General features: G+C 39.2%; 24 protein-coding genes. 8 read left to right on the top strand and 16 right to left on the bottom strand.

What is annotated here, in order from left to right:
* Nucleotides 1-237 precede the first annotated feature (237 nt).
* Together ACRWQL_RS13430 and ACRWQL_RS13425 are read right to left on the bottom strand one after the other, a co-directional pair.
* Nucleotides 238-1,077, bottom strand: a complete 840-nt coding sequence (locus ACRWQL_RS13430; RefSeq protein WP_434950471.1) for a DUF4339 domain-containing protein — start codon at nt 1,075-1,077, stop codon at nt 238-240.
* A gap of 23 nt (nt 1,078-1,100) precedes the next feature.
* Complete coding sequence (locus ACRWQL_RS13425; RefSeq protein ID WP_434927133.1) at nt 1,101-1,532, bottom strand: DUF4339 domain-containing protein; 432 nt, start codon at nt 1,530-1,532, stop codon at nt 1,101-1,103.
* A gap of 668 nt (nt 1,533-2,200) precedes the next feature.
* Here ACRWQL_RS13425 and ACRWQL_RS13420 point away from each other — a divergent pair.
* Nucleotides 2,201-2,830: a helix-turn-helix domain-containing protein gene (locus ACRWQL_RS13420; RefSeq protein ID WP_434927134.1), complete on the top strand. Its 630-nt coding sequence runs from the start codon at nt 2,201-2,203 to the stop codon at nt 2,828-2,830.
* Between the two features lie 77 nt (nt 2,831-2,907).
* Nucleotides 2,908-4,350: a DUF4892 domain-containing protein gene (locus ACRWQL_RS13415; protein ID WP_434950470.1), complete on the top strand. Its 1,443-nt coding sequence runs from the start codon at nt 2,908-2,910 to the stop codon at nt 4,348-4,350.
* A 161-nt stretch (nt 4,351-4,511) separates the two neighbouring features.
* Here ACRWQL_RS13415 and ACRWQL_RS13410 read toward each other — a convergent pair whose 3' ends face one another.
* From ACRWQL_RS13410 to ACRWQL_RS13395, 4 genes are all read right to left on the bottom strand, one after another.
* Nucleotides 4,512-5,099: a hypothetical protein gene (locus tag ACRWQL_RS13410; protein WP_434950468.1), complete on the bottom strand. Its 588-nt coding sequence runs from the start codon at nt 5,097-5,099 to the stop codon at nt 4,512-4,514.
* Between the two features lie 155 nt (nt 5,100-5,254).
* Entirely contained in the window at nt 5,255-6,475 is a 1,221-nt protein-coding gene (locus ACRWQL_RS13405; RefSeq protein ID WP_434950467.1) for a hypothetical protein, read from the bottom strand.
* Nucleotides 6,476-6,494: 19 nt separating this feature from the next.
* Entirely contained in the window at nt 6,495-8,846 is a 2,352-nt protein-coding gene (locus tag ACRWQL_RS13400) for an EAL domain-containing protein (protein ID WP_434950465.1), read from the bottom strand.
* A gap of 2 nt (nt 8,847-8,848) precedes the next feature.
* Nucleotides 8,849-9,529: a hypothetical protein gene (locus ACRWQL_RS13395; RefSeq protein WP_434950463.1), complete on the bottom strand. Its 681-nt coding sequence runs from the start codon at nt 9,527-9,529 to the stop codon at nt 8,849-8,851.
* A 612-nt stretch (nt 9,530-10,141) separates the two neighbouring features.
* On the opposite strand from ACRWQL_RS13395, the gene ACRWQL_RS13390 reads away from it, so the two are divergent.
* A complete protein-coding gene (locus ACRWQL_RS13390; protein WP_434950460.1) occupies nt 10,142-11,185 on the top strand; it encodes an IS110 family transposase in 1,044 nt (347 codons plus the stop codon).
* 439 nt (nt 11,186-11,624) lie between these two features.
* Here the strand turns inward: ACRWQL_RS13390 and ACRWQL_RS13385 are convergent, their stop codons facing one another.
* The 5 genes from ACRWQL_RS13385 to ACRWQL_RS13365 form a co-directional block, all read right to left on the bottom strand.
* Nucleotides 11,625-12,095 carry a hypothetical protein gene (locus tag ACRWQL_RS13385; protein WP_059746163.1) on the bottom strand — a complete coding sequence of 157 codons (471 nt, stop codon included), beginning with the start codon at nt 12,093-12,095 and terminating at the stop codon, nt 11,625-11,627.
* 2 nt (nt 12,096-12,097) lie between these two features.
* Nucleotides 12,098-12,892: a hypothetical protein gene (locus ACRWQL_RS13380; protein ID WP_226413351.1), complete on the bottom strand. Its 795-nt coding sequence runs from the start codon at nt 12,890-12,892 to the stop codon at nt 12,098-12,100.
* A 266-nt stretch (nt 12,893-13,158) separates the two neighbouring features.
* Nucleotides 13,159-13,590 carry a hypothetical protein gene (locus ACRWQL_RS13375; protein ID WP_432309461.1) on the bottom strand — a complete coding sequence of 144 codons (432 nt, stop codon included), beginning with the start codon at nt 13,588-13,590 and terminating at the stop codon, nt 13,159-13,161.
* 79 nt (nt 13,591-13,669) lie between these two features.
* Nucleotides 13,670-14,023, bottom strand: a complete 354-nt coding sequence (locus ACRWQL_RS13370; RefSeq protein ID WP_434927139.1) for a hypothetical protein — start codon at nt 14,021-14,023, stop codon at nt 13,670-13,672.
* 93 nt (nt 14,024-14,116) lie between these two features.
* Nucleotides 14,117-14,416, bottom strand: coding sequence for a hypothetical protein (locus tag ACRWQL_RS13365; protein WP_434950461.1), 300 nt, complete (start codon nt 14,414-14,416; stop codon nt 14,117-14,119).
* Between the two features lie 134 nt (nt 14,417-14,550).
* On the opposite strand from ACRWQL_RS13365, the gene ACRWQL_RS13360 reads away from it, so the two are divergent.
* Complete coding sequence (locus tag ACRWQL_RS13360; protein WP_434950460.1) at nt 14,551-15,594, top strand: IS110 family transposase; 1,044 nt, start codon at nt 14,551-14,553, stop codon at nt 15,592-15,594.
* Between the two features lie 537 nt (nt 15,595-16,131).
* Here the strand turns inward: ACRWQL_RS13360 and ACRWQL_RS13355 are convergent.
* Both ACRWQL_RS13355 and ACRWQL_RS13350 read right to left on the bottom strand, forming a co-directional pair.
* Nucleotides 16,132-16,602 carry a hypothetical protein gene (locus ACRWQL_RS13355; protein ID WP_434950458.1) on the bottom strand — a complete coding sequence of 157 codons (471 nt, stop codon included), beginning with the start codon at nt 16,600-16,602 and terminating at the stop codon, nt 16,132-16,134.
* A 70-nt stretch (nt 16,603-16,672) separates the two neighbouring features.
* Nucleotides 16,673-16,795: a hypothetical protein gene (locus tag ACRWQL_RS13350; RefSeq protein ID WP_434950456.1), complete on the bottom strand. Its 123-nt coding sequence runs from the start codon at nt 16,793-16,795 to the stop codon at nt 16,673-16,675.
* Between the two features lie 193 nt (nt 16,796-16,988).
* On the opposite strand from ACRWQL_RS13350, the gene ACRWQL_RS13345 reads away from it, so the two are divergent.
* The 4 genes from ACRWQL_RS13345 (at nt 16,989) to ACRWQL_RS13330 (ending at nt 22,591) form a co-directional block, all read left to right on the top strand.
* Entirely contained in the window at nt 16,989-18,749 is a 1,761-nt protein-coding gene (locus ACRWQL_RS13345) for a hypothetical protein (protein ID WP_434950454.1), read from the top strand.
* Nucleotides 18,750-19,263: 514 nt separating this feature from the next.
* Nucleotides 19,264-20,871 (top strand): ATP-binding protein, encoded by a 1,608-nt coding sequence (locus tag ACRWQL_RS13340; protein WP_434927142.1) that lies wholly within the window; start codon nt 19,264-19,266, stop codon nt 20,869-20,871.
* Between the two features lie 29 nt (nt 20,872-20,900).
* A complete protein-coding gene (locus ACRWQL_RS13335) occupies nt 20,901-21,608 on the top strand; it encodes a response regulator (RefSeq protein ID WP_434950452.1) in 708 nt (235 codons plus the stop codon).
* 311 nt (nt 21,609-21,919) lie between these two features.
* The gene (locus ACRWQL_RS13330) at nt 21,920-22,591 is read left to right on the top strand and encodes a hypothetical protein (RefSeq protein ID WP_226413344.1); all 672 of its coding nucleotides are present in this window, start codon (nt 21,920-21,922) and stop codon (nt 22,589-22,591) included.
* A gap of 90 nt (nt 22,592-22,681) precedes the next feature.
* Here the strand turns inward: ACRWQL_RS13330 and pyrC are convergent, their stop codons facing one another.
* The 3 genes from pyrC to ACRWQL_RS13315 form a co-directional block, all read right to left on the bottom strand.
* Entirely contained in the window at nt 22,682-23,713 is a 1,032-nt protein-coding gene (pyrC, locus tag ACRWQL_RS13325; RefSeq protein WP_434950450.1) for a dihydroorotase, read from the bottom strand.
* Between the two features lie 289 nt (nt 23,714-24,002).
* Nucleotides 24,003-24,776: a TIGR04219 family outer membrane beta-barrel protein gene (locus ACRWQL_RS13320; RefSeq protein ID WP_434927145.1), complete on the bottom strand. Its 774-nt coding sequence runs from the start codon at nt 24,774-24,776 to the stop codon at nt 24,003-24,005.
* 2 nt (nt 24,777-24,778) lie between these two features.
* Entirely contained in the window at nt 24,779-25,750 is a 972-nt protein-coding gene (locus tag ACRWQL_RS13315; protein WP_434929137.1) for a DUF2333 family protein, read from the bottom strand.
* Nucleotides 25,751-25,753 lie beyond the last annotated feature (3 nt).

Below are 25,753 nucleotides of genomic sequence, written 5' to 3'. Positions count from 1 at the left end.
AAAAAATAGCTCATCAATATAATTGATCATTATATTTATTTTATTCTTTAATAATTAAAAGCTTAGTTATTAACAAATGAGCTATGTTAATGACTAAGTTATGGTATCAAACCGTGTCAGTAACTCAATGCTACAATTATTTTTGTAAAAGTTAATATGAGTTGAGCAAGATTAAGATTGCCGATAATTTATTTTACGGCAATCTTAACACTCATAATAACGGCAGCATTGCTCAAGTTAATAGATTGTGCGGGGCGCGTTTAGCATGTTCCAATAATGAGGAGCAGCTTGCTTTTCTTCGTTGACGACTTCATCTTTAGCTTCAGAATTATCGTCGGTGATAGCGCTTTTTACGAGTGGAGTATCAGTTGTTTTGATGCTGATTTCAGCTAAGGTATTCAATTTTTTTGAATCACCTTTGAACACTGATTTAAGCATATTAGTTACGCCAGATTTCTTAGGCGATTGAGCAACCGGATCTAAACTTGTTGTCGCATTAAGTGGTTGTGTAATCACATCAACAACATCACTTTGAGAATCTGCAACGATTTTGTCGGATATTGAAAGACTTGCCAACGTTTCAGCTTTTCTTTGTGCCACACGTTGATCAAATTCTAAAACAACTTCATTAATTTCACTTTTTGCAATAGCTAAAGCTGCCACTAATTCATCAAATATCCGATTAAAATTATTATAGTTTTGCGCATAAGGAGTAATATTCCCCTTCATATCGTCGCTTAAGTTATTGGTTAAGCGTTTGTAAATATTGATTTCTTGCTCAAGTTCGTACAAATAAGTTTTAGTAAACTTGATATTGTCGTCCATCGATACAATGTCTAACTCGAGTTTGTTCTTTTTAGTAATAAAATCATCAACTAGTGACTGAGGTACTTGTGCTGGAGGTGTAATAGCTGAGACATATTCGTCAAACTCAGCAATCATACCAACTGGCTTCCACTGAGTAAAATGTGGGTTCCATCCGTAACAGTTTGCATCATTTTTAACAAATGCTATTGCTTCAGTCGTTGTTAAAGGGCCTGTAACATCGCCTTTTTTTGAAAAAAACCACGTATTCATATTTATTATTCTTTTATTAGTTATTAAGTATGTGAACTAGAGACACCAGCCAGGGCTTTCTGCAAGGCTTCATACTGCTCATTAACCGCTCTAATAGTCGCCTTAACCTGCTCATTTAAGTTTTGGGTCTTATTCTTACAGCTAATCGTGTCGCGATCTAAATCACTCATTGAAACACCAATAACTTGCAAAGTAGTTTCTATCCGACTCAAAGCTGTATTAAGTTCTTTCTCTTTTACTAAAAAACTCTCAATAAGCTCAAGCGGAATTTCAATCGGAGATGGTGGCGGTGTTATTGTCATTTCAAAATCGGCAATATCGCTCACTGGCATCCAATAAGCATAGGAAGGATGCCATGCATAAGTGTTTGGATTGGTTTTTACATACTTGATTGATTCAGCTAAGCCTAATGGTCCGTTAAGTTCGCCATTATTTGAGAAGTACCATTCTTTCATCGTTCCACTCTTATCCTTAAATGGTTTTTGGATGATAATTGTTTAATAAAATCATATTATAGTGGTGATTTTATACGACGAACATATGAAAAATATATGTCGATAAAGGAAGGTATGTATATAACACCGATACAGGTTTGCGATAATATATCATGTTGCTTAATTCGACTACTTTTGAGCGGATATTTAACCAATTCACTCATTCAAACCAAGGTCACAACAAAAACACAACCACCCTGCAACATTAAAGCGCCATATATACAACAATGCGCTGTTCAATGATTAGCAAAAACTGACCCCAATTCATAACAATAAACCTCAAAAAATGGGGTTATTTTATACGCCCAACGCCATAGCCTTACTTCACCTTATAATTCACTTCCTGACCAACTAAATACCAGCCGAGCCCGCCAGGGCAAGCATTATTGGAAAACAAAAATAAGCCATGATAATACACCTATGCTTGGGGAATTTTTAAAGGCTGGCTTTAAGGTTAAGTACTCATAAGATGGCCCTGTCATTTTTATTTACATCGGCATGATTATTCAAAGCGAAAACTCAATAACATTGGGGGTTAAAACACTATTTAACTGGCTTAAAAATATGTTAACCTAATGAAGGATTTCTTTTGCAATGACTGCAAATTATATTTTTACAAGGATTGTTCAATGTCTTTACAGAATATTATTACAATTGATTTACCGCTACAGCAAACCAATCAATTTTTTCATATTTCAAATTTACTGGCATTAAATTTAATTCAGTCTCACTCAGATGATGTTAAAAATACATTAAACACCCTTGAGCCTAACCCTAAAGATATGCATATAATCGTGCATTATTTCGAGTCCCCACTAATATCACTTCAACACATAGACAGCGACTTACTCAATACACACCTACATATCGCAATCTGCCCTAAATTAACGACAGAACTGGAAGTCACCTTTATCTCATCGGGATTTCATTGCAACATGCAAGCTGATGATTCTGTTGTAGATAAAATAAATTCTATTAAACAAGTACAAGCGAAAGAGATAAGTTTTAGCCATAAAGCTATTTCACGTTATGTATTACAAAAAAAGCGCTTACCTTCGTTCACCAATCGCACCAAAATTTTGGCGCTTACAACTAAAAAAGAGCAACAAATACTAGGGTTTATTTGGGATGGACATTCAAATGAAGAAATCGCTCACAGGCTAGGCATTTCGATAAACACGGTCAAAATGCATGTGCAGAATATATATAAAAAAACCAAAATTAAAAGTCGTGGTCAATTATTTGCATTGGCTGGATAAAGATATAAAAACTTGAACCACATATTTTTATCTAACCCGACAACTATCTCTCACCTTAATCGTCTACAGGGGACAAAATGTCTATAAAGTTACTATTCATATTTGCATTAATCGCTATTTCACCATCAATCGCGGCAGCGACACAAAATGACACCTTGTTTAGTCCCCCTAAAGAAGTGATCAAAACTAAAACGGAAACCAGAAACTTCATCGCCTATGACATTATCACCCAAATTAGCAAGGCTAAAATTGATAGCAAAGTGGTAAAGGGGCAACTGAGCAGAATTAATTATCAATTACCCGTTTCATTGTCACCAGAAAACCTCATTAATAACTATAAACAACAAATTAACGCACTCAATGGGCAAGTTATTTTTGAATGTCATACACCTAGCTGTTTTGATCAGGATGATTTAGCACGATTCATTTCGCCGTTAGATACCACTCCAAAAGATGAACCGTCATTGATAACCGCTAAGATCCAATTGGCTCAAAAACAGCTTTATGTTTCTGTGTATGCCATGAACTGGAAGCGCGCGGCTCACGTTCAATTAGACATTATTGAAGTGATTGAAGAGCCTTTAGACCTACTTAACATTAATCAAGCTTACCTAGGCACGGATATTATTCAGAAAAAGTTTGCCGACTTAAGCCATAAAGACCAAAAAAATACTAAAGACCATCCTATGTTAACCCGTATTCCTGGGGCATATATTGATGAATATCAACAGGTGGAATTTGGTGAAACATCTTTGGTAACAGGCATTCTGGACAAACAACATCAAGTTAAAACCTACCAAGGTAGAATCACCGATATTGGTTACACCCTGCCACGTGGTTATTCTGAATTCGAGGTTGATGCAAACTATCAAAATGCATTAAAGCAACTCGGCTTTATAGAACAATATAGCTGCTTAGCTAAAGCTTGTGGTAAAACAAGCCAGCTTTATCACCATATGAAATTATTAAAATCAAATGGCATGGATGAAAGCCAGCGCTACCGTTTATATCAATTGCAAAGACCACAGGGTAATGTTCAGGTCATGACGTTTGTGATTGGATATAACAACGGTTTATCAGCTGAAATCCGCATTATTGAACAAACCGACCTTAACGACAAAAGGGTCGCAATTGATTTGGAAGGGTTAACCAATAAGCTTGCAGAAACCGGTCATGTGGCGCTAGAAGGACTTATCTTCAAATTTGATAGTGATGAACTAGAAGCTGAAACCATAGATGTGATTAAAGTGGTTGCCCAATATCTACAAAGTCATCCAAAACAACAGTTCTATGTTATTGGTCATACAGATGACCAAGGCAGCCAAGCATACAATTACACTTTATCAGAAAAACGCGCCGCGGCGGTTAAAAGCATTTTGCAGCAACAATTTTCTATCCCTGTATCACAGCTAGAAGCCAAAGGTATTGGAGAATATGCCCCAGTTGCAAATAACCTAAATGAAGCCGGAAGACATAAAAATCGTCGAGTAGAGCTAGTGTTACGTTCAGATGTCAAATAACCTCAGTGCGGGATAACAAGCTGAATTCACACTCTTACAGCTAACATCTAAATCTAACATCTATAAACTAAACCGACTTAAGCAGTCCCAATAAATAGACATAAATATATGTTTATTTATTGGGCTTTTATCATCGTTTAATGACTTGATATTGAAATAGACTAATTATTTTGCTCAGCCCTTTGGCGTTCTACATCTGCTTTAGTTAGCCCCATAGCATCTGTCATGTAGCACACTTTTACTAACTGAAACATTTGTACTAATGCACTAACCCTTCCTGCATGCATTTGCATGTTTAGAAGCGCCATAGTCGCGCCCACCTCATCATCACCTACCGATAAAGCGGTTTGACTTAATGCTAAATTCGCCTCGGTGAGCTCAGCAATCATACGTTGGTATTCGGTAACATTTTCAGGCGTGTAACAGGTAGATGTTTCTGGCAGTTGGCTTAAAAAAACCTGATACTCTTCAACAAACTTATTGGCCTCAACCAGAGTCTGTTCACCGAGCTGTTGCAACTGCTGTACTTTACCGCTTTTAAACACACCTACAGCACTCGTGCGCGCTTGCGCCAGTTCATTAAACTCTTCCATTAGTGCTAACTGTTTATTGGTTATTACTTGGCTGCGTTCTGTTATCGGTAACGTTTTAGCATCAAACGATTTAATAGCCGCTTGGTTTCCTGCCGATGATGCAAAACTGATTGTGGCAAGTACTGCCACCATGAGAGTGTTTCTTGTCAATTCCATTTATATTAATCCTTTAATCCTTTAATTCCTAAATTCTGATAGCAACTGTGTCAGTTACTACGTATAAAATTATGTATCTCGAGTATGCGATATGAAAACCTTTACTATCAATTAAATAATTAATAAAAACTCAATCAAGTATATTTTTAAATACCTCAAAAAAAATACCGCGTTGCCAGCTGAACCTGTTGTTCCTGCAAGTCTACTGACTCACCTAAATAAACACGTGCTGATCGGGTTGTATCCAGATAATTATACTCAAGATGCAAAAACCAGGGCCGCTCGATTTGATATTGATACCCTAGCGTAATGCTATGCCCTTGTTCGTTATTATCATCATAAGGGGTGCTATCTTTGTCGGTAACACTGAAGTCTTCAAACCGTGCAGTTAATCGGTGCCTTTGCCACTTTTTACTGAATAAACTATAAAATGATGCAAAATCATTATCGACAACTGGCTCACCAAGTGTTGATGTCATCAAGGTGCTACCTGTCATAAATTGACTTATAAAATCAATATTATAGGGTAAACGCCATTTAGTACCTATGTGACTAAAACGAGTATGCCAAACATACTGACCTTTTTTGACAATAAGGGTATTGGCATTATTATCGTAATACCCCACCTGAGCTTGACCCTGTTCAAGCCATGTCCATTTAGCGACTACATGGCCGCCGACTTGGTTATCCAGTTCGATAAAGGGATTAGATTCTGGTGCTTGTGCCGCGAGTTTGCCCCCTTCGGCCATAGCAGGAATAGCGGTAATAGGTAAACGTTGCTGATGAAGTGATTGCCTAGAGCTTTGAGTCCAACCATGCCACGCAAGCATGGCACCTGTTGTGTCATTTGAACTAATTAACTCACTGGTCAGTGAAAAATCATGCTTTGATTGTCGATACTTCCCTAATGTTTCAACGGTAAAGCTTGCACCTAAATGCCTGACTTCTTCGCCTATCCAACTGTTCATGGTCGAATAACTTAAGGTATAAGGCGATGACCATGTTGTGGCAATATTTTCCATTGAAATTTGTGGATACATTAAGCCAAATGCGGCGCTCAATCTAATCCCATCTTCATTCGGAATATCACGATACTGCAATCTAGCCTCGGTAAAGCCAATATTATTTTCCAGCCCGTCTGCATATGCATTTACAACAATATGACTCGACCAACTTTCACTCCACTGGCTGTTAAGGCTACCGCCTAGCTGGCCTAACGATAGGGTTTCATTAGGGCTAAACCGAAACTTACCCAGGCCACCATCAACATAGGACTGGATTGTGTCGCCATAGCTTAAGCGCACATCAACAATGCCAGATATGTCATGTTCTATCTCGTTTGCCTTGCCGACTATGGGTAATAAAAGGCAAAGCATGATGGTGGCTAAGAATCTGTTAATGATCGGATGTTTCCTTTTGATACGGTGACGCCATAAGCCATTGATTAAATTTTTCTGCAGGTAATGGGCGTGAAAGATAAAAACCTTGGCCCATTTCACATTTCAGCTCAGTCAGCCAATCGAGTGTCAGTTTGTCTTCTATTCCTTCGGCAACGACAGTTAAACCTAAACTATGTGCCAATTGCAGTGTCGAGCGCACAATAATTTGATCTGATTCATCTTGCATGAGTTTTAACACAAATGATTTATCTATTTTAAGCTCATCCACAGGCAACTGCTTTAATTGCGCTAAAGACGAGTAACCGGTGCCATAATCATCAATAGATAACTTTAAGCCATTTTCACGCAGCATATTCAACTGTTTCACCGCTTGCTCAGGGTCTGACACTACCGCATCTTCGGTTATTTCTAGCGTCATAGCTGATACGGGCACATTATTTTTTGCCAATACATTAATCACCCAATGACAAAACTGCTCGTCTTTTAAATTTTCAGCTGAAATATTCACTGCTATACATATTTCAATGTCCATTTGCTGCCAACGCAAATATTGCGCAATCGCTTCATTTATCACCCAGCGAGTGAGTGAATTCATTTGCATGGTTTTTTCAGCAATAGGAATAAACGTATCCGGTGGGATAAGTCCTTTTTGGGGATGCATCCAACGCACAAGCGCTTCTACATGAGTCACTTTTTGACTGGCTAAATGTAACTTTGGTTGATAAAAAAGCACCAGTTCATTTTGCTCAATGGCTAACTTTAACTCATTAATAAGCTGAAATCGTTCGAGGGTGTTCTTATCAATATTGGCATCATAAATTTGATAATCAAGCTTGTTCTTTTTCGCATATTGCAGTGCAGTATCGGCATGACGTAATAATGTGACTAAGCTGGCATCTTGCTTATAAAAGCTCACCCCCGCAGTAAATTGTAGGCTCAATATCACATCTTGGAATTGATACGGTTGACCAATTTGTTGTTGAAGTTGATTTAAAAACATCTCAAATGAATGTTGCTCACATGACTCAAAAGCCAATACAAACTCATCGCCTGATAGTCTGCACACTAGTGCTTTTGGACTCATTACACACAATCGCCTAGCCACTTCTTTAATAACATCGTCACCCACTGCATGGCCTAACGTGACATTCACATCAGTTAAACGCCTAATATTAATTAAGCAAATTGCCATGGTAGAGTGGCTCATAAACCAGGAGGCACTGACCCGTTTTAGTTCATTTAAATTGGGTAAATTAGTCAGTGGATCATGAAACGCTTGATGGGCAATTTCCCCTTCACGCTTTAAAATTGCTTGCTGCATCACGGTAAACTCACTAGCAAGTTGAGTCAGTTCTACACTGGAATCTACCGTCACCTGTGAGTCATAATTCCCTTTCGCAATAAACTTGGCTTGTTCAATCAGCTGCTTAATGGGGCGAGTAATACTGCCCGAAATAACAAATGCCAATAAAAGTGAAAATGGCACCATAAGTAGCAATAAGCCAATTTGTTGTAACCATTGCGATTGCAAAGCCGCGAGTAGATCGGAACGCGATTTATACATATAAGCGTGCAATGAAGCACCTTGCACATCGCCTAAAGACTGCTGCCACAATATGTAATCACTGTTACGTTGATCTTTTTCAATAAATTGCGCTAATACCGATTGTTCTGTCAATGTTAATGCCGAACCTGAATGACCAATGTCTTTCATTTTACTGTCAGCGTTCAGCATAAAGCCGCTGTCTAATCCGGTAAGTTGGCGTAATGAATTCGCCAATACATCATCGATAATAAAGCCAAAACCGACCCAACCAATAACGCTACTACCGCCACTAGTCAGCACAGAAAACTTGATTTGATATAGCTTACCATCTAGTAGATAAAATGGGCTCAGTTGCTGAAATTCTGAATCGAGTTGATATTTAAAATCCTTACCTTGCTCAGACCCTAATTCAACTTGCTCTTTACCTAGGTCATTTTTTTTAGCCACTAACTGACCAATCACTTTACCTTCGCCAGACACCGCAATGGCTAACGAGGCGTCGATACGTTTACGATGATTATTTAATGCCACCAGAAAACTGCGGTTGTCTCCATCGATAAAGATTTCTTTAAGCCCAAAATCCTTCGCGGCCGTTTCTGCAAACGCCGCTAGATAGTTATTTCGGTTATTAAACTGCGATTCAAATACTAACCCCGCAACAGCTAATTGATTAGATACATGTTGATCTTCAAGCTGCTGGTTTGACTGATAAGTTAACCAAAAAGACATTAGCTGCACTGCAAGCAGTAACAGTACAAAAAAGGCGAAAATTCGGGTTTGAAGGCGGTTTAAAAAACGCAATGTTAGTATCCTTCTAAAAATTCAAATTCATCTAGACTACGTTGTTCTGGAATATCATCAAAATCAGCAACAACATTTATCGGCACAACTTGCGCTTGAGAGGCGACTAACTGCCTGGTTTCAGATATTTGATTATTCGGCATGTTAAGTTGTGGGTGCCAAACAACAACTTGATATTCATCATCGGCAATGTGGTCAAAATTCACTCGACCTTGCTTATCAGTTATCCCATAGAAAGGAGTATCTACCACCAACAAGTGCCCAGACATCCAATCATGAACATTACACCCCATTGACACATGACCGGTTTGTTCAAAATTGATAATTTGTTGCTGTTGTTCCGTGCGTAGTTTAAATGAAAATCGTTTAGGCCCAAGTGCAGAATATATGTGATGAGTGATATCATCTTCATTCACAAACACAACATCTTTACCTTTTTGCACCACGGTAATATAAGGTGAGAACTGTTTATCAACTTGATGGACTTCAGCTTTTTTGTTGTTATCAACGCCTTCAGCGCTAACAGAATGCTTGGGTAATAAATACACCACCATGTTTTCAAGCCCTTTACCGTTTTGATCAAGAACATTAATCTCTTGCGCAAATACTGATACCGTAAACAAACCGGCTAAGGTGCAGCTCAATAAAACATGTTTGACGACATTCGTTAACTTCAGAACCATTTTTAAACCCTTAATTGTGAGACATTTTCAATACCTCAGTAACTGACCCCATTTATCCATATTTAATTTCAACCAACAGCATTTTTACTTCGATTAATCATTATGATTAAGCAACTCATGGCTTGATAAAACAACATAATGCTTTTTCATTTAAATATCGATAGCGTTTACCGCAGAGAAGCTGAGTGCAATGAATAACTCAATAACACCTATAATATAGACTAAAAATTCCCCTCTATTATTAATAAATATCGACTGGTTCAGACTTAACGACCTCGGGAATATGTGTGTTAGTAATAAGTGTCACTTCTAATGTAAGTGAGCACACCACAGCATTGTCAGAAAAACAATAGTGGCACTTACTTTTGCATTACTATCAGGAATTTAATATGAATTCTAGCATCCAGAGCAACATAAACTTAGTCTATGATGGCAACAATTTAGGGTGAAAATGTTATTTAGAAACTATGGATAGCCATGCTGTTTTAGGGCAGTAAGTTCTTAAGCAATCAAACGAACAACAATCTTGGGTGATTAGATGGACGCTCCCTAATACGGCGTCAATGCGCCAAACTGATGTTGAACCACACAGTTACTTAAGGAGCGTCCACTATGAAAGTTACCACTATTGCGATTGATTTGGCAAAGAATGTATTTCAAGTCCTTGGAATGGATTGCCATGCAAAACAAGTCTTCAATAAACGATTAAATCGCACTCAACTGACAGAATTTATGTTGCAACAGCCCAATTGCGATGTGGTCTTCGAGGCCTGTTATTCATCCCATTACTGGGGGCGTAAGTTTCTCGATATGGGACATACCGTTAAGCTCATTCCTGCCCAACATGTCACCCCGTTCGTACGAGGTAGTAAAAATGATAACAATGACACCTTAGCTATTTATGAAGCCAGTTTTAGGCCTAACATTCGTTTCGTGCCAGTGAAAACCGAAGCGCAGCAAGAAATATTGATGTTACACCGTGTCAGAGAACGATTAGTGAAGGAGAAAACCGCCTGCACTAACCAAATTCGAGGTGTATTAGTTGATTTTGGGATTTGCTTTGCCCAAGGCTATAAGGCGTTTGAAGTGGCTATGTGGGACATCATTAACGATGCATCACAACGTCCTATCATTAAACTGATGGCTAATGATTTCTGGGATGAATATCAAAGTGTTAATACTCGTTTAGACAGAATTAATACCTTGATTAAAAAGCTTGTCGAGCGTGACCCTAATGGCAAAATATTATTGAGCATTCCAGGTGTCGGCCCCATCATCGCGTCAGCATTTGCCGCATCGATTGGCCGAGGTCAGGCGTTTAATACCGCTAAAGAACTGGGTGTGTGGCTGGGGTTAACCCCCAAGCAATTTGCCTCTGGCCATAGAAGTGTCAATGGTAGTATTACCAAGCGAGGCGATGGCTATTTACGTAAACAGCTTATTCATGGCGCCAGAACAGTCGTCAGCCATGCGAGTAAAAAGCAGGATGATTTAAACCGTTGGATAACGCAGTTAAGAAGCCGAAAAAGCATCTGCAGTACGGTGGTTGCCACTGCCCATAGGCTCGCCAGACTGATATGGATTTTATTACAAAAACAAGTGCCTTATGCTCCGCAATACGCTGCGCACCAAGGAGTAAACCATGGTACCTGTTAATACTGTTGTCGCTATCTTGCAGAGCTCGGTCTGGCCAAGGGTAAATAACCCGAGTGGGTGATAAGAGCCGCAAGATAGCACATTACATACTCACCAAGGTTGTTGTTAACGATGAAGAAATGGCTCAGTCCAACCAGTGCTAGCCCGAATAGGCCAAGGATAGGATAAACCTAATCCGCATGGGTGTTTTACAATTAAAGGCGCAGTGGTACGGATTTCATTAGGGGCGCAGCTTGACTGTAAAGCCCGTATATATGGCAGTACAACCGCTTCTAGCGGTAAATGAGTCGCATTAAAAGCAATGACAAGTGTGAAGCAATAAAATAGAAAACTAAGGCCAAAAAACTTTGGGTTAGCAGAGTATTATCTTGACTCACCGGGAGCGTCCATATATGGCCATGTTATTATCATCCAAGGTTCATTCATATTGTAAATACCATTAAGATACGTCCGATAGTAAGGGAACCATACAAAACTGTGAGAGTTGCTGGCCAGTTTTCTTTATGTGTGACAGGTTGCCATAGTCAAACTTCAGCGGCTCAATTTGACTATCCAATACAATACATAACTCATAGCCTTTTGAATCACCAAGGCGTCGACGGATTTGAAATGCACTAATATTTTGTATTGGGATCAGCTGTTGACTCAGAGGATAAAGAGAGCTGACGTGGTTGGTGATTAATTGTTTATCTAGATCAAACTCAACATAACTACGGAAAAAGAGAAAGTGCCAACTGAGCAAAGCGACAAGTGACCAAATAAAAACTTCATCGTTTGACCAGCGTTCAAAACCTGCAGTCGCAAACAGAACCAAAAAGGCCAATAGACCTGCAAAAATCCGTCGAGTGATAATATGCGTGTGAGTGTTGGCTATGACTGCTTTGCTTGCAGAAAGTTGTTTAAAAGGCATGTTTATAAACTCCCCACATATTTCATGATAAAGCCAAATACCATTAAAAATGGCAAAGGATAAAAAATCCGTATTACCAATTTAGGCTGCAAAAGTGGTTCGATAAATGGCGCACTGTTAATTGGAACTGCTGATTGATTTTTTTGGTTGTTATCCAGCGAGTGTCGTGCCTGTGACAGTGTTACTTCAGCACAAGGTTTGCTTTCGACTTGGGCTTGTTTGTTCGAAGTATTTGGTATTTTTTCACGACTAACACTGCCAGTTGCCGAGTCGAAAGTGAGTTGATGTATATGAGGAAAATCGCTAATTTGCTCTTTGGCTGTGAGCTTAAATAAATTTGCAAAAAACATCGCTAAAAGCTTGGTGTCTGCTAAGTCACCGATGGGATAGACAATATCATGCAATTTAAGCTCAAACTGACTTCTGTTATGACTATTATGGCGTAATAGCAACTCTGTCGATTGCAGCGGTGCCAGATGTGACTTTTTGCCGTGGTAGCCTAAGATGGTTAATTGTACAAAGCGTTGCTGGGTCTGATTATCCAGTATCAAATGATGCTTAAGAAAGACAAGCAGCAATAGAGGAGGACACAGTAAACACGTGACAACCTGATAGAAAGTTTGTTCTGCTCCACTCAGTGTTAGCGCCATTAATACAGAAGCAGATAATGGCAATAAACCTAATATTGCGAAGCCGCGAAAAATATAATGATATTTGGTAGGCAAGCGTACCTTATCTGGCAAACCCGCAGGCTTTATAAATCGTTGCGCTTGTTTGGGTAGCTGCGAATACTCCATGTACGACGTCCTTGTATTACGGTTAGCTTATTGGTTACGCATTTAGTTGTTGTTAATTATCACTGTTTTTCAAAGCACTATTGAAGTCAAGTAATATCCCTTGAAGAAAAACAATCTTATTCCTTAAGAGCATGGGGCACCCTTTTGATATAATAAAACCAAGGGCATTGATGATAATGCACCTTGGTAAGCTCGTTTATGGTAAGAGGATCTATTCTTGTTGTAAATGGAGCTGTCACTCATTGCTAACAACAATTATTTATTGATTAGGGCAGTGAAGATAAAAACCAGCCATCAGCGGTTCTCATGTATTTACATCTAACATAAGATGTTAATGAGTCACTTTCAATGTAGAGATTTATTTTTGCTAACTCAATTGCAGCAAATCTTTCCTGCTTTGCTTTTGGTGCATCTTCGTAGCTAACCCCTGTAATCTTTACTGTGTGAGGCTCACCTTTACCAAACCTACGCTTATTAGCTCGTTCTAATATTTTTGTTAATCGTTTTTCTTGGCCTTTTGTTGACTCTGGTGGCATTTCTGCCATAAAAGCTGACAAATTTTGGCTCTTAATAAAATCAAGCGTGCCTAAGCAGCGTTGGCCTAATTCATTATCAAGGCTTTTATCACTGTTTGCCAAAGCATTATGGGAGCCAAGTAATATGGCGAGAAGAAAAACAATCTTATTCCTTAAGAGCATGGGACATCCTTTTTAATATAATAAAACCAAGGGCATCGACGGTGATGCACCTAGGTTAGTTTGTTAATAATACGAGGGCCTACTCTTGTTGTAAATAAAGCAGTGGTTCACTGTTTTGAAAGATTTTTTGAGTGGTGTTACCAATTACAACGGTAAAGGTCTTCACACTGTCTTTGAGTAAATCTCTACCTTCTAATGCATCGCCATTTACTGACACTACATTCCCAGCAAATTCGATATAATAGGTTCTAATTTCATCTTCAGCACGTATACCAACTAATTTGACCGTATGAGTACCTGCTGCGAGAGGCACAGATATTGGGCCGACTTTTCTTTGAGGACTTGAACCGTCTGTAATAACTTTATCATCGACGACTAATTTAAAGATATCGTCGTTAAAATTACCGTTATCCCCAAACGTAATATCAAGCAATAATCTTGGGTGGCCATGTTATTTTGGAATAATCGCTTCACCAACCACTGGAAGCGCTAATGGCGCAAGAAGCAATAATCTTGGGTGGCCATGTTATTTCTTGTATTCAACGGTAAAGGTCTTCACACTGTCTTTGAGTAAATCTCTACCTTCTAATGCATCGCCATTTACTGACACTACATTCCCAGCAAATTCGATATAATAGGTTCCAATTTCATCTTCAGCACGTATACCAACTAATTTGACCGTATGAGTACCTGCTGCGAGAGGCACAGATATTGGGCCGACTTTTCTTTGAGGACTTGAACCGTCTGTAATAACTTTATCATCGACGACTAATTTAAAGATATCGTCGTTAAAATTACCGTTATCCCCAAACGTAATATCAAGCAATAATTTTGGGTGGCCATGTTATTATGGTGTAATGTTTAGCCAATAATCTTGGGTGATTAGATGGACGCTCCCTAATACGGCGTCAATGCGCCAAACTGATGTTGAACCACACAGTTACTTAAGGAGCGTCCACTATGAAAGTTACCACTATTGCGATTGATTTGGCAAAGAATGTATTTCAAGTCCTTGGAATGGATTGCCATGCAAAACAAGTCTTCAATAAACGATTAAATCGCACTCAACTGACAGAATTTATGTTGCAACAGCCCAATTGCGATGTGGTCTTCGAGGCCTGTTATTCATCCCATTACTGGGGGCGTAAGTTTCTCGATATGGGACATACCGTTAAGCTCATTCCTGCCCAACATGTCACCCCGTTCGTACGAGGTAGTAAAAATGATAACAATGACACCTTAGCTATTTATGAAGCCAGTTTTAGGCCTAACATTCGTTTCGTGCCAGTGAAAACCGAAGCGCAGCAAGAAATATTGATGTTACACCGTGTCAGAGAACGATTAGTGAAGGAGAAAACCGCCTGCACTAACCAAATTCGAGGTGTATTAGTTGATTTTGGGATTTGCTTTGCCCAAGGCTATAAGGCGTTTGAAGTGGCTATGTGGGACATCATTAACGATGCATCACAACGTCCTATCATTAAACTGATGGCTAATGATTTCTGGGATGAATATCAAAGTGTTAATACTCGTTTAGACAGAATTAATACCTTGATTAAAAAGCTTGTCGAGCGTGACCCTAATGGCAAAATATTATTGAGCATTCCAGGTGTCGGCCCCATCATCGCGTCAGCATTTGCCGCATCGATTGGCCGAGGTCAGGCGTTTAATACCGCTAAAGAACTGGGTGTGTGGCTGGGGTTAACCCCCAAGCAATTTGCCTCTGGCCATAGAAGTGTCAATGGTAGTATTACCAAGCGAGGCGATGGCTATTTACGTAAACAGCTTATTCATGGCGCCAGAACAGTCGTCAGCCATGCGAGTAAAAAGCAGGATGATTTAAACCGTTGGATAACGCAGTTAAGAAGCCGAAAAAGCATCTGCAGTACGGTGGTTGCCACTGCCCATAGGCTCGCCAGACTGATATGGATTTTATTACAAAAACAAGTGCCTTATGCTCCGCAATACGCTGCGCACCAAGGAGTAAACCATGGTACCTGTTAATACTGTTGTCGCTATCTTGCAGAGCTCGGTCTGGCCAAGGGTAAATAACCCGAGTGGGTGATAAGAGCCGCAAGATAGCACATTACATACTCACCAAGGTTGTTGTTAACGATGAAGAAATGGCTCAGTCCAACCAGTGCTAGCCCGAATAGGCCAAGGATAGGATAAACCTAATCCGCATGGGTGTTTTACAATTAAAGGCGCAGTGGTACGGATTTCATTAGGGGCGCAGCTTGACTGTAAAGCCCGTATATATGGCAGTACAACCGCTTCTAGCGGTAAATGAGTCGCATTAAAAGCAATGACAAGTGTGAAGCAATAAAATAGAAAACTAAGGCCAAAAAACTTTGGGTTAGCAGAGTATTATCTTGACTCACCGGGAGCGTCCATATATGGCCATGTTATTAGTAAGCACAGTAATTTTGGGTGGCCATGTTCTTCTTTATTTTTTTGACATTCCATGTCGATGACTCGCTTAGCTTTTCAGTAGCATCGTCGCTACAATAATTATATCTGATCTAACAATTAGGATACTTGTTATAAATCAGCAAAATGTTGATGGTCTTGGGCAATACACCAATCCCAAGCGGATTGGGTTACAGGTGACTCGTCACTGGTTTTATCACCGTCAGCTAAATCTGCCATTTCAAAGGCCAGCCCCATTATTTTCTGATTAATCACATCACGAAAACTATCATTATCCACGGGATAAAGATCAAGGATTATCTCACGCGCAAAATCATGATCTTCTTTGTTAGATTGCACTCCTAGAGTCATTCGGTCAGTCGAAGTCGCCATCATTGAGCATTCATCCCACTGCTTATCTTTATTTATCAGGTCTTGATTGTTAATACCACTTTGTATACTTTCACTTAGTTGCTCCCTATAAATATTACTGTCAAAGTCCCACGGCATTTGTTTTTTTTCTGTGGCGTAACTTTGAGCACAACACAATAGTGAGGCCATCACTAAAGTGAGTTTTAGTTTAAAAAGCGACCTGGTTGACATAAAAATCTCTTCATTTAAATAAAAAATCAGTGCGGGAGACCCGCACTATAATGTGATACTGTTTTTTCAATTATTTCTTAATTGATGATCCTGCTGTCGCATTATATTTATCTAAACCACCTTCTTTAGCTGCAATTCGTGTCACAATAATATATTCAGTCATACCTTGACCTTTTTGTTTGCAATTAAGCATTCCATTCTCCAAAAATATTAAAGTGAAAAACGGTCAGCATCATTTCACATTTCCTTAACAATCAACATTATCACTAGTAATTATAAAAAATATAACTACATACTTTATGATAACTAAAGGGATTTAAATTTTACAATCCTGATTTAATCGTTATTATGGCATCGTTTTTAATTAACGTTTAAAAGGATTTTCTGTGAAAAAAGGATATTTTTTTTCATTTGTTTATTTAGCATTACTTTCTGGTTGCGGTGGTTCATCGGACACGCCAGTACAAGAAGTTCCAGACCTAAAACCACCTGTACAACCAACAGAGTATAATCATCAAGTTACAGGTTTAGCGGTTTATCAAGGTGCTTTATCCGGCGCAAGTATCTGCATCGATTTAAACCAAAACTATGTGTGTGATAATGACGAACCCACCTCTGTTACTGATGTTAATGGTAACTACCAGATAGATTGGAAAAGTGAAGTTGAAATACCTGAGTATTACCTACTGGCAAATTGGACCGCGTTAACTGCGGCATCAATAACGCCTGCAAAAGTGCTAAGCGCTAATTTTAAAAATCCGCAACCTATTCAAGCACCGTCTTCTGTCGTCGATGAAAATGGCCAAGGTATGTTAATTGCTTTACCAGAACATAATGGTGCAATTAATGGGTTAACTCACATAAAGGCCAGTCGGCTTGCAACAATGAAGTTGCAGGGATTATCTGCTGCAGATATTCAAACTCAATCTGCTGAGCTTGATGGTTATCTAGCATTTCTTTACGGACAGCAGCTTAATTCTTTATATCAATTAAGTGTCGCGCAATCTATTTCAGAACGCGTAATAACTGTTGAGTTATTACATGCATATTTACAACAAGTTATTGCCGGCCAAGTAGATTCAATTCTGGTTATTGAACTACTACTTGCGAATATCTATGATCAATTTGAAATACTTATTGATACTTTAAATTTAACTCCGCAACAGTTTGTGCAAGCTAACCCACTTGATGCTCGTTTCATCATTAATGATGAGCTGATTCTGCTTGGATTAATTCAGCAACCCATAGACAGCCAAATAGTTTCATTTGAGGAATGGGAAGCTGTTATGGAAAACCTAAAAGACATGACCAATGTCTTTACTTTGAATTCTATAGGTGACTTTCATATTTTTTCTATGTCTAAAAGCCAACCAAAATCAACACTGGTAGGGATTATGGATGCTGGCCAGTTTTTTGGGTTTATTCAAGAAGACTCTCCTAATGAAAACGAAAGACAGCAAGAATGTTGGAACAGCCAAGAGTCAATTTGGGTTAAGCCAAACAGCAATCCGACACTTCCGATTGCACCTGATATCCAAGGTAATACCCTGCACTTAGTCTATGAGGGAACCAATGTACCAATCACAATTACCATAGAAAAATATCAAACGGCTTCCGAAGTTTGGCAATCATTTTTGTCTGCGTCGCCTTCATTTTTAAAGTTAGCCGATATTGAATGGCCTAGCACAATTTACCGCCTATACTTTTCACAGGCGGATGATGTGATGTGTAGAGAAGCAGATTCCTACCAGGTATATGAATATGCGGATACTTTTAATCCCGCCACCTTTAATACGCTAGGCGTTATTGATACTTTCTACTCTTATATATTACCTGGTGATGTATTGATTAATGATCAAGAAGACACCTATACATTTGTTGATTCTGGGGAAACTTATGGATGGAAATTATTGACCAGCCCAAACATGTTGCCTTTAATTGAAGTAAAACAACAATTACCAGAAAACAAACAACTAAATGTGCTTCCAAGTTATTATTTATATACTGATGGAGTATTTATTGAAGTTGAATTAAACGAAAAATTCAATTATGCAAATACACCCTCTTACCTGCAATTAAGCTTTGGTGATAATTATGCGTTTGGTGATAACCTTTTCCAAACTTTACACAGCTTATTAATCAACTAGATAATAAATAGAAATCAAGCCATCTACTGAAGAAGATGGCTTTTAATTACTCCATATAATAAAGACGTCCTGCATTACTTAGGTCTGCGAACAATATAAACCAGTTTAGTTAACCCGTTTAATCATCAGTAGATTATAGATATTTTCCGTATATATTGGGCCTTCGCCGAACTTTCCATCAATATTAAAAAGAATAATTGAAAGTAAAATATAAACTACATTTTTCAATAGAAAAAAATACAACATTTGTAACCTACTAATAAATATGATTTAACAAGGTCAAATTAGTAGACAGGCTTAAAGCCCCAAGCTATCTTAGCTAAAGTAAAGCCAAGGTAACAATGTATTTATGCAGCGTTAAAAGGATGGCGCGCACATTATTGCGTGTTAAATGAAGCGCATATCAATCAGGAAGATGAATCGATTCAGAAAATATCTGCAACGCTCCTTCCTTATCAGATTACCTATACAAAACAATCAGTTATAGATATCTATTTTCGATCACAGGTTACTCATGAAAAAATCATTATTATCTTTAGCCATGATTGTTATTTTTTCAGTGGTGGGCATTCAACTTTTCATCATTCCGCTGTTTGAAAGTCATATCAGACATCCAACAGAAAAATGGGCTTTAGAGTTTTTAACTTCAGGTTTTACCAACATACTTGCACAGCAATTACAGCCGTTACCCAAACAAGAAAGAGCGCTCTACTTACAAACCATACAGGCTAATTTTGGCGTTGAACTTTCTTTACAAGAATTCAAAAAAAATGACTTTTCCATCGAACAACAACAATGGCTTGAGCAAGATAAAGTGTTGGGGGATCCTTTAACTGATCTGGTATACCGAAAAATAGACAGTGAACAGATGTTAGTCGTGATCAATCCGAATACTGTACCTAAATATTTAATTAATGATGCACAGCGTTGGAGTATGGGCTCATTCTATCTTATTCATAAAAGGTTAGCAGGACAGCCAGAAAAGAACTGGCCATCACTTATGGGTTCTATTAGCGATAATTTTGAACATCCCGTTTCACTGCAAACCATGAGTGAATTAAATTATAGCAAAGCACAAATGAGTGACTTAAATGAAGGACGTATTATTGCTATATCCACTGCCGACTCTGATTTCATTGGCTATCCAGCGGATATTGTTATTCAGCGTATTGCTAACAGTGACAAGGTCATTGTATTAGGACCATTCAGTCCCGAACTAAAAAGTAAAGTACAGTACATGTTAAGTATCTTTTATTTGATATTTAGCTTATCGCTGCTGGTGCCTATTGTTGTGTGGCTAATACCTGCGTGGCGCTCTATGCTCAGTCTTGATAAAGTTGCGATATTACTCGGCCAAGGTAAATTCGACACTCGTGCCAAACTGATCCGCTTTAGTCATTTGAATCATTTATCAAAAACATTTAATCATATGGCGGAGAAAATACAGCGTTTAATTTCTTCACATAAAAACCTTATTAATGCGGTTTCCCATGAGCTGCGTACGCCTATTGCACGGATTGAATTTAATCTCGAGCTACTCAGAAACAGCACTAAAAATGACTATCAACTGAAGCAATTAGATCGTATTGAGTTTTCATTAAATGAGTTAAATTCATTGGTTTCAGAAATGCTTGCACATGCACGATTTGATAGAGAAATGCCCGTACTGACATTTGAGTCTGTTGAACTTAAGCACTGGTTGAAACAAGAGCTCATCACCTGGCAAGAAGCTAATCCAAACATGACAATTATTTTACTTGAAAAGGGTAACTGTAATGCCATGATTGACCGGTTTTATATGAGCCGCGCTATCTGCAATTTAATTAGGAATGCAATAGCATACGGACAAAATCAAATCCAAATAAGCTACCAAAAGTCGCGTGTTGGGTGGATGCTATTCATCGAAGATGATGGCACTGGTATCCCCTTAGCTTCAAGAGATAAAGTGTTTGAGCCATTTTATCGCGAAGATGAAAGCCGTAATCTACAAAAGGGTGGCACAGGATTAGGTCTGGCAATTGTAAAGCAAATTTTAAATTGGCATGGAGGAACCGCTAGCGTTAGCACTTCCGCTTTAGGAGGTGCACGCTTTGTCCTCGATTGGCCAGAAAAAACATCATGACTCATTGCGAGTTGAATATGGAACAAGTGATGAAGACAAAAATTTTAGTGGTAGAAGATGACTTACCCTTAGCGGAATCTATTCAGGAATACCTCACATATGAAGGTTATCAGGTAGAGATCGTCTCTAACGGAGTGCAAGCCGTATCACACATACTGGAATGGCAACCTGCACTAGTTATGCTCGATATCATGCTACCAGGAAAAGATGGTTTGACCGTATGCCGTGAGGTTAGGCCAAAATATAACGGCTATATTTTAATGTTTACTGCCAGAGAAGAAGAAATAGATCAAATTGTAGGGCTTGAAATCGGCGCAGATGATTATTTACTAAAACCCGTCAAGCCTCGTTTATTATTGGCTAAAATAAAAGCCTTTCTAAGGCGGGAGTTATCAACTGAAGCACCCAATGAGCATCAGCAGCCCAATGTGTGTATGAATTTCGGGCAACTAACGATTGATATCCAAAAGCGAAGTGTCATCTTAAGTGATGAGCCTATCCCACTCACAGATGGTGAATATGATCTGTTAGTCACTTTAGCTAGACATGCAGACAATATATTGTCCCGCAATGACCTAGTAGAACAAGTAAAAGGTCATTACTACGATGGTATTGAGCGTGGCGTCGATAATCATATCAGCCAACTTAGAAAAAAACTGGGGGATAACGCCCGTAATCCATTTAAAATTAAAACGATTCGCACAAAAGGTTATTTGTTTGTTTCTAGCGGCTGGTGAAATTAAGCCTGCCATCATAGTAAACACCATCATTCAAAAAATCTAAACTATTAATATAAAACAAATACGACTTTATAAATTGAAATTAAAATTGCCCTCCCCTCTGAACCTAAAGACAATTCGTGACAATATCTGACAGCAGCTGACAACCGCTGAGAGTTGTTCTTGTCGGCGTGTGTTAGCATTTTGTTTATAAATTTAGCCCGTCTGCAATGCCGTGCTTAATGACTAAATAGTCAAAAGTATTAAAACGCAAAGCAATGACTAACTGAATTTTAACCACAACAATATTGAGACACTATGGAGATTCTATGAACAGAGGTAATAAAGGGATTATTGTTGCATTAATAGTAAGTGTTTCCGCAGTACTGAGTGGCTGCAGTGGAAACTCTGATGAGTTGGATGAAAAATTAACTCATACTGTAAAGATGTCTTTCATAAATTCACTGGCTTATATGGCTGATTTTCATGTTAGTAAAAGAAATATTAGCACAGGATATACTGGCCTATTTGATAGCAAGAATATCGCTTCAAGCGATGTTAAAGCCAATGATATAAGTAGTGTCTACAACTATAGTTACGATGCCATTAATAATATGGTTAATTTAGGCGTTAAAGACAGTATCAATGCTAATCAAGAAAAACGTATAACGACCAATTTAAGTAATGGTAATCATCTTTGGGTCATCGCATGGGAATCGTCAGGTAGCAGCACATTGTCAGCGATAAACAAAAAGCAACACAATACTCCTGATGTATTCAACGTACGTTTATTTGCAAATGGTAATTACGATGTCTCTGTTGACGACACAGCCATATTGACTACGGAAAAAGGTATTGTGACTGATTATCTAGCAGTTAGTAACTGCGCTAACAGTTTGAAAGTGGCAGGTAATACCATTGATTTATGTACGGGTAACATTAGCAGTTCTTACTTACTCGTAGTAGATGGTAATGGTAAACGAGTTATGACAGAAGAATGATTTTTACATTTAAAAACAACAACTTACTCATTTACGGGCGGCTTTAAAAGCTGCCTGCAAATGAGGTGGCAATATTTTTAGTACATCATATTATTTCACTTTCCAATTCACTTGTTGGCCGGCAAAAAACGGCACAATAGGGTTACCGTTAGGCAAAATAATTTCTTCTGGCACGGTCCAGGTTTCTTTTACCAAGGTTACGGTGCCAGTATTACGCGGTAAGCCATAAAAATCAGCACCGTGTAAGCTAGCAAAGCCTTCTAACTTATCTAATGCGCCTAAGTTATCAAATACTTGGGCATATAACTCTAATGCGCTCCAGGCGCTGTAACAGCCAGCACAACCACAAGCCGATTCTTTACGGTGCTTTTCATGCGGCGCGGAGTCTGTCCCTAAGAAAAACTTACTTGAGCCCTTTGCCACAGCAGCTTGCAACGCTTGTTGATGAATATTGCGTTTTAAGACCGGTAAGCAAAAGTTATGCGGACGAACACCACCGACTAATAAATCGTTACGGTTTAATAATAAATGCTGTGGGGTAATGGTTGCTGCAACATTAGATGAAGCAGCAGCAACAAACTCAGCGGCTTCTTTGGTGGTGATATGTTCAAACACCACTTTAAGTTGTGGCAAGGTTTCGACAATACGAGCAAGGTAGCGATCGATAAAGACTTTCTCGCGATCAAATATATCGATGTGTGATTCAGTTACTTCACCATGAATAAGCAACAACATACCTTGCTCAGCCATCACTTCAAAAATTGGAAACAATGCATCTAATGCTTTCACTGCGGCATCAGAGTTCGTTGTAGCACCTGCTGGATATAATTTTGCGGCCACAACACCAACGGCTTTTGCATCAATGATGTCTTGCGCTGTAGTGCTGTTGGTTAAAAATAAAGTCATTAGGGGCTCAAAGCTGCTCCCTTGAGGACGTGCTGCAAGGATACGCTCACGGTAATCAACGGCCATCTGGGCTGTAGTGACTGGTGGCATAAGGTTTGGCATGACAATCGCACGTTGAAATAGGCGTGCTGTAGCTGGCACGGTTTCTTGTAACATGTCGCCATCACGAAAATGTAAATGCCAGTCATCAGGGGTTGTGAGAGTAATTTGCGTCATAATGAGTCCTAGGTTGTGCCACCCCATTTACGTCAAGCCATAAAAGCGGGCTAATTAAATGAGCGTGAAAGATGCGAGCCAAATTTTGCCGCTATTGTGCCTGAAAACCGCTTTGCTTAATAGATGCGGAATTTGAACGCTGACTTTGCAATTACAAATAGTATGACGTTATTTGATGCTAAAAAAAGCCGGACATCGTTAAACGACATCCGGCTTACTCAATATATTATGCAAATAGCCTATTTAAAAGTGACCAATACTTATCGTGCAGTAATGTGGCCACTGCGGACTAAAATGCTAGCTCAACACCCGCAAATACACCGGAAAATTGCATATCCTGGCTACTACCAGAAAAACCATTTACATCAAAACTGAAATCACGGTACCCAACACGCACCAGCGTATCTAAGGCAATGCCATCAAACTGCCACCCCAAACCTGCACTGTAATCGTGTACGCCTGTTTCATTAAGACCTACCATGATGTCAGCAAAAGCAAAAAGCCCTAACCCTGGTACACCAACGTGTGCATTGCCATATCCCATAACGACACCGCTGTCGATATCGCGCTGTGTGGCTATGCGTGTTAACTCTTCACCAGCGAAACCGTCAACACGAAGTGAACCGTTCATTTTCTTATAAGCCGCGCCTAAGTCTAGAGACACAATATCGTTATCTAAAATCTCATAATACAAAACAAAATCAGTGTTACTCAGATCATTATAAACCTGTGATGCACCTTCAAAGTTCACCCCGTTATAATAAAAACCACTGCTATCTTTTGAAGCGGAGCCTTCTAGACGATTTTCACGAATTTTAAGATTTGGCACGATTGGAATTGGATGCTCAATCGCTAACCACACACTGCCCTGGGTTTCTGAATCATAGTCGTAGGTTTGGGCAGGACCCGTCGCATTGCCAACATTACTGTCGGCATTAAACGTACCTGTTGCGTCAGTTTGCCATAAATCGCCACCGACTTTAAAGCCGACTACGGTTGCTGCTTGTGCAGAAAAAACACTTAACAAACCAAAAATGGCTGTTGCTACAAGAGTCTTGTTCATTGTTATCCCTGAGAAAGTAAATTAGTTAAATCAATTACCGCTGCATTGGCACGCGATATATAGTTTGCCATCACTAATGAATGGTTAGCCACCAAACCAAAGCCATTACCATTTAACACCATCGGGCTCCACACCGTTAGCTGAGTGGCTTCCAACTCGCGAATTATTTGACGTAAGCTGACTTCGGCATTTTTCTTTTCTAATACATCGGCAAAATCAACTTCAATAGCGCGCATAAAGTTTAATAATGCCCATGCCGAACCGCGGCTTTCATAAAACACATCATCAATTTTCCACCAGCTGGTTTTAATCTCTGCACTCATTGCTGAAGGAGTCGATTGACGAGCTGCGGTATCACCGGCTAAATCGGTATTCAATCTATCTTGACCAACACTCGCTGATAAGCGCTGAGAAATACTGCCTAAACGCTTTTGTACTTCTTTAAGCCATTCGTTTAAGTTATCTGCTCGGGCATAAAATTGCGCGTTAGTATTGCCTGAATCACTTATTCTGGCTTGGTATAGCTTAAGTAATTTAATCGCATCACGGTATTCACTTTCAGCACTGGGTACCAACCAACTCGTGTGCTCAATATTTAATTTGGAATGTGCTGATGATAAATCCGTATCGGCGGTAGACTGGGATTGCGAGCGACTAAACTCTTTACGCATAACCAATGCTAAGTCACGTGACTGTTCCAGTGCACCAAACTCAAATGCCGGCATATTATCCATAAATATCGACGGCGGCATCATATCGTTGGCTAACCAGCCACCAGGTTTATCCAGTAAGGTTTCCATTGTGGCAATCAAGGAGTTTGTTGTCGCATATCCTGTAATCAACTTTCCTTGATCTGTTTGCATAGCAACGGGTTCAATAGGGTCTGGCTCTATACTCCACCAAACGCTAACAAAATAGCCTATTAAACCGACTAAAGCGCCGGCGGCAAAAACTTTATTCCTTGTAAATAGCATCAA

The sequence above is a fragment of the Shewanella sp. HL-SH4 genome (assembly GCF_051164845.1).
Classification (GTDB): Bacteria; Pseudomonadota; Gammaproteobacteria; order Enterobacterales; family Shewanellaceae; genus Shewanella; species Shewanella glacialimarina.
The sequence above is the reverse complement of the archived record's forward strand: the minus strand, read 5'-3'. Positions and strand labels throughout refer to the sequence as shown.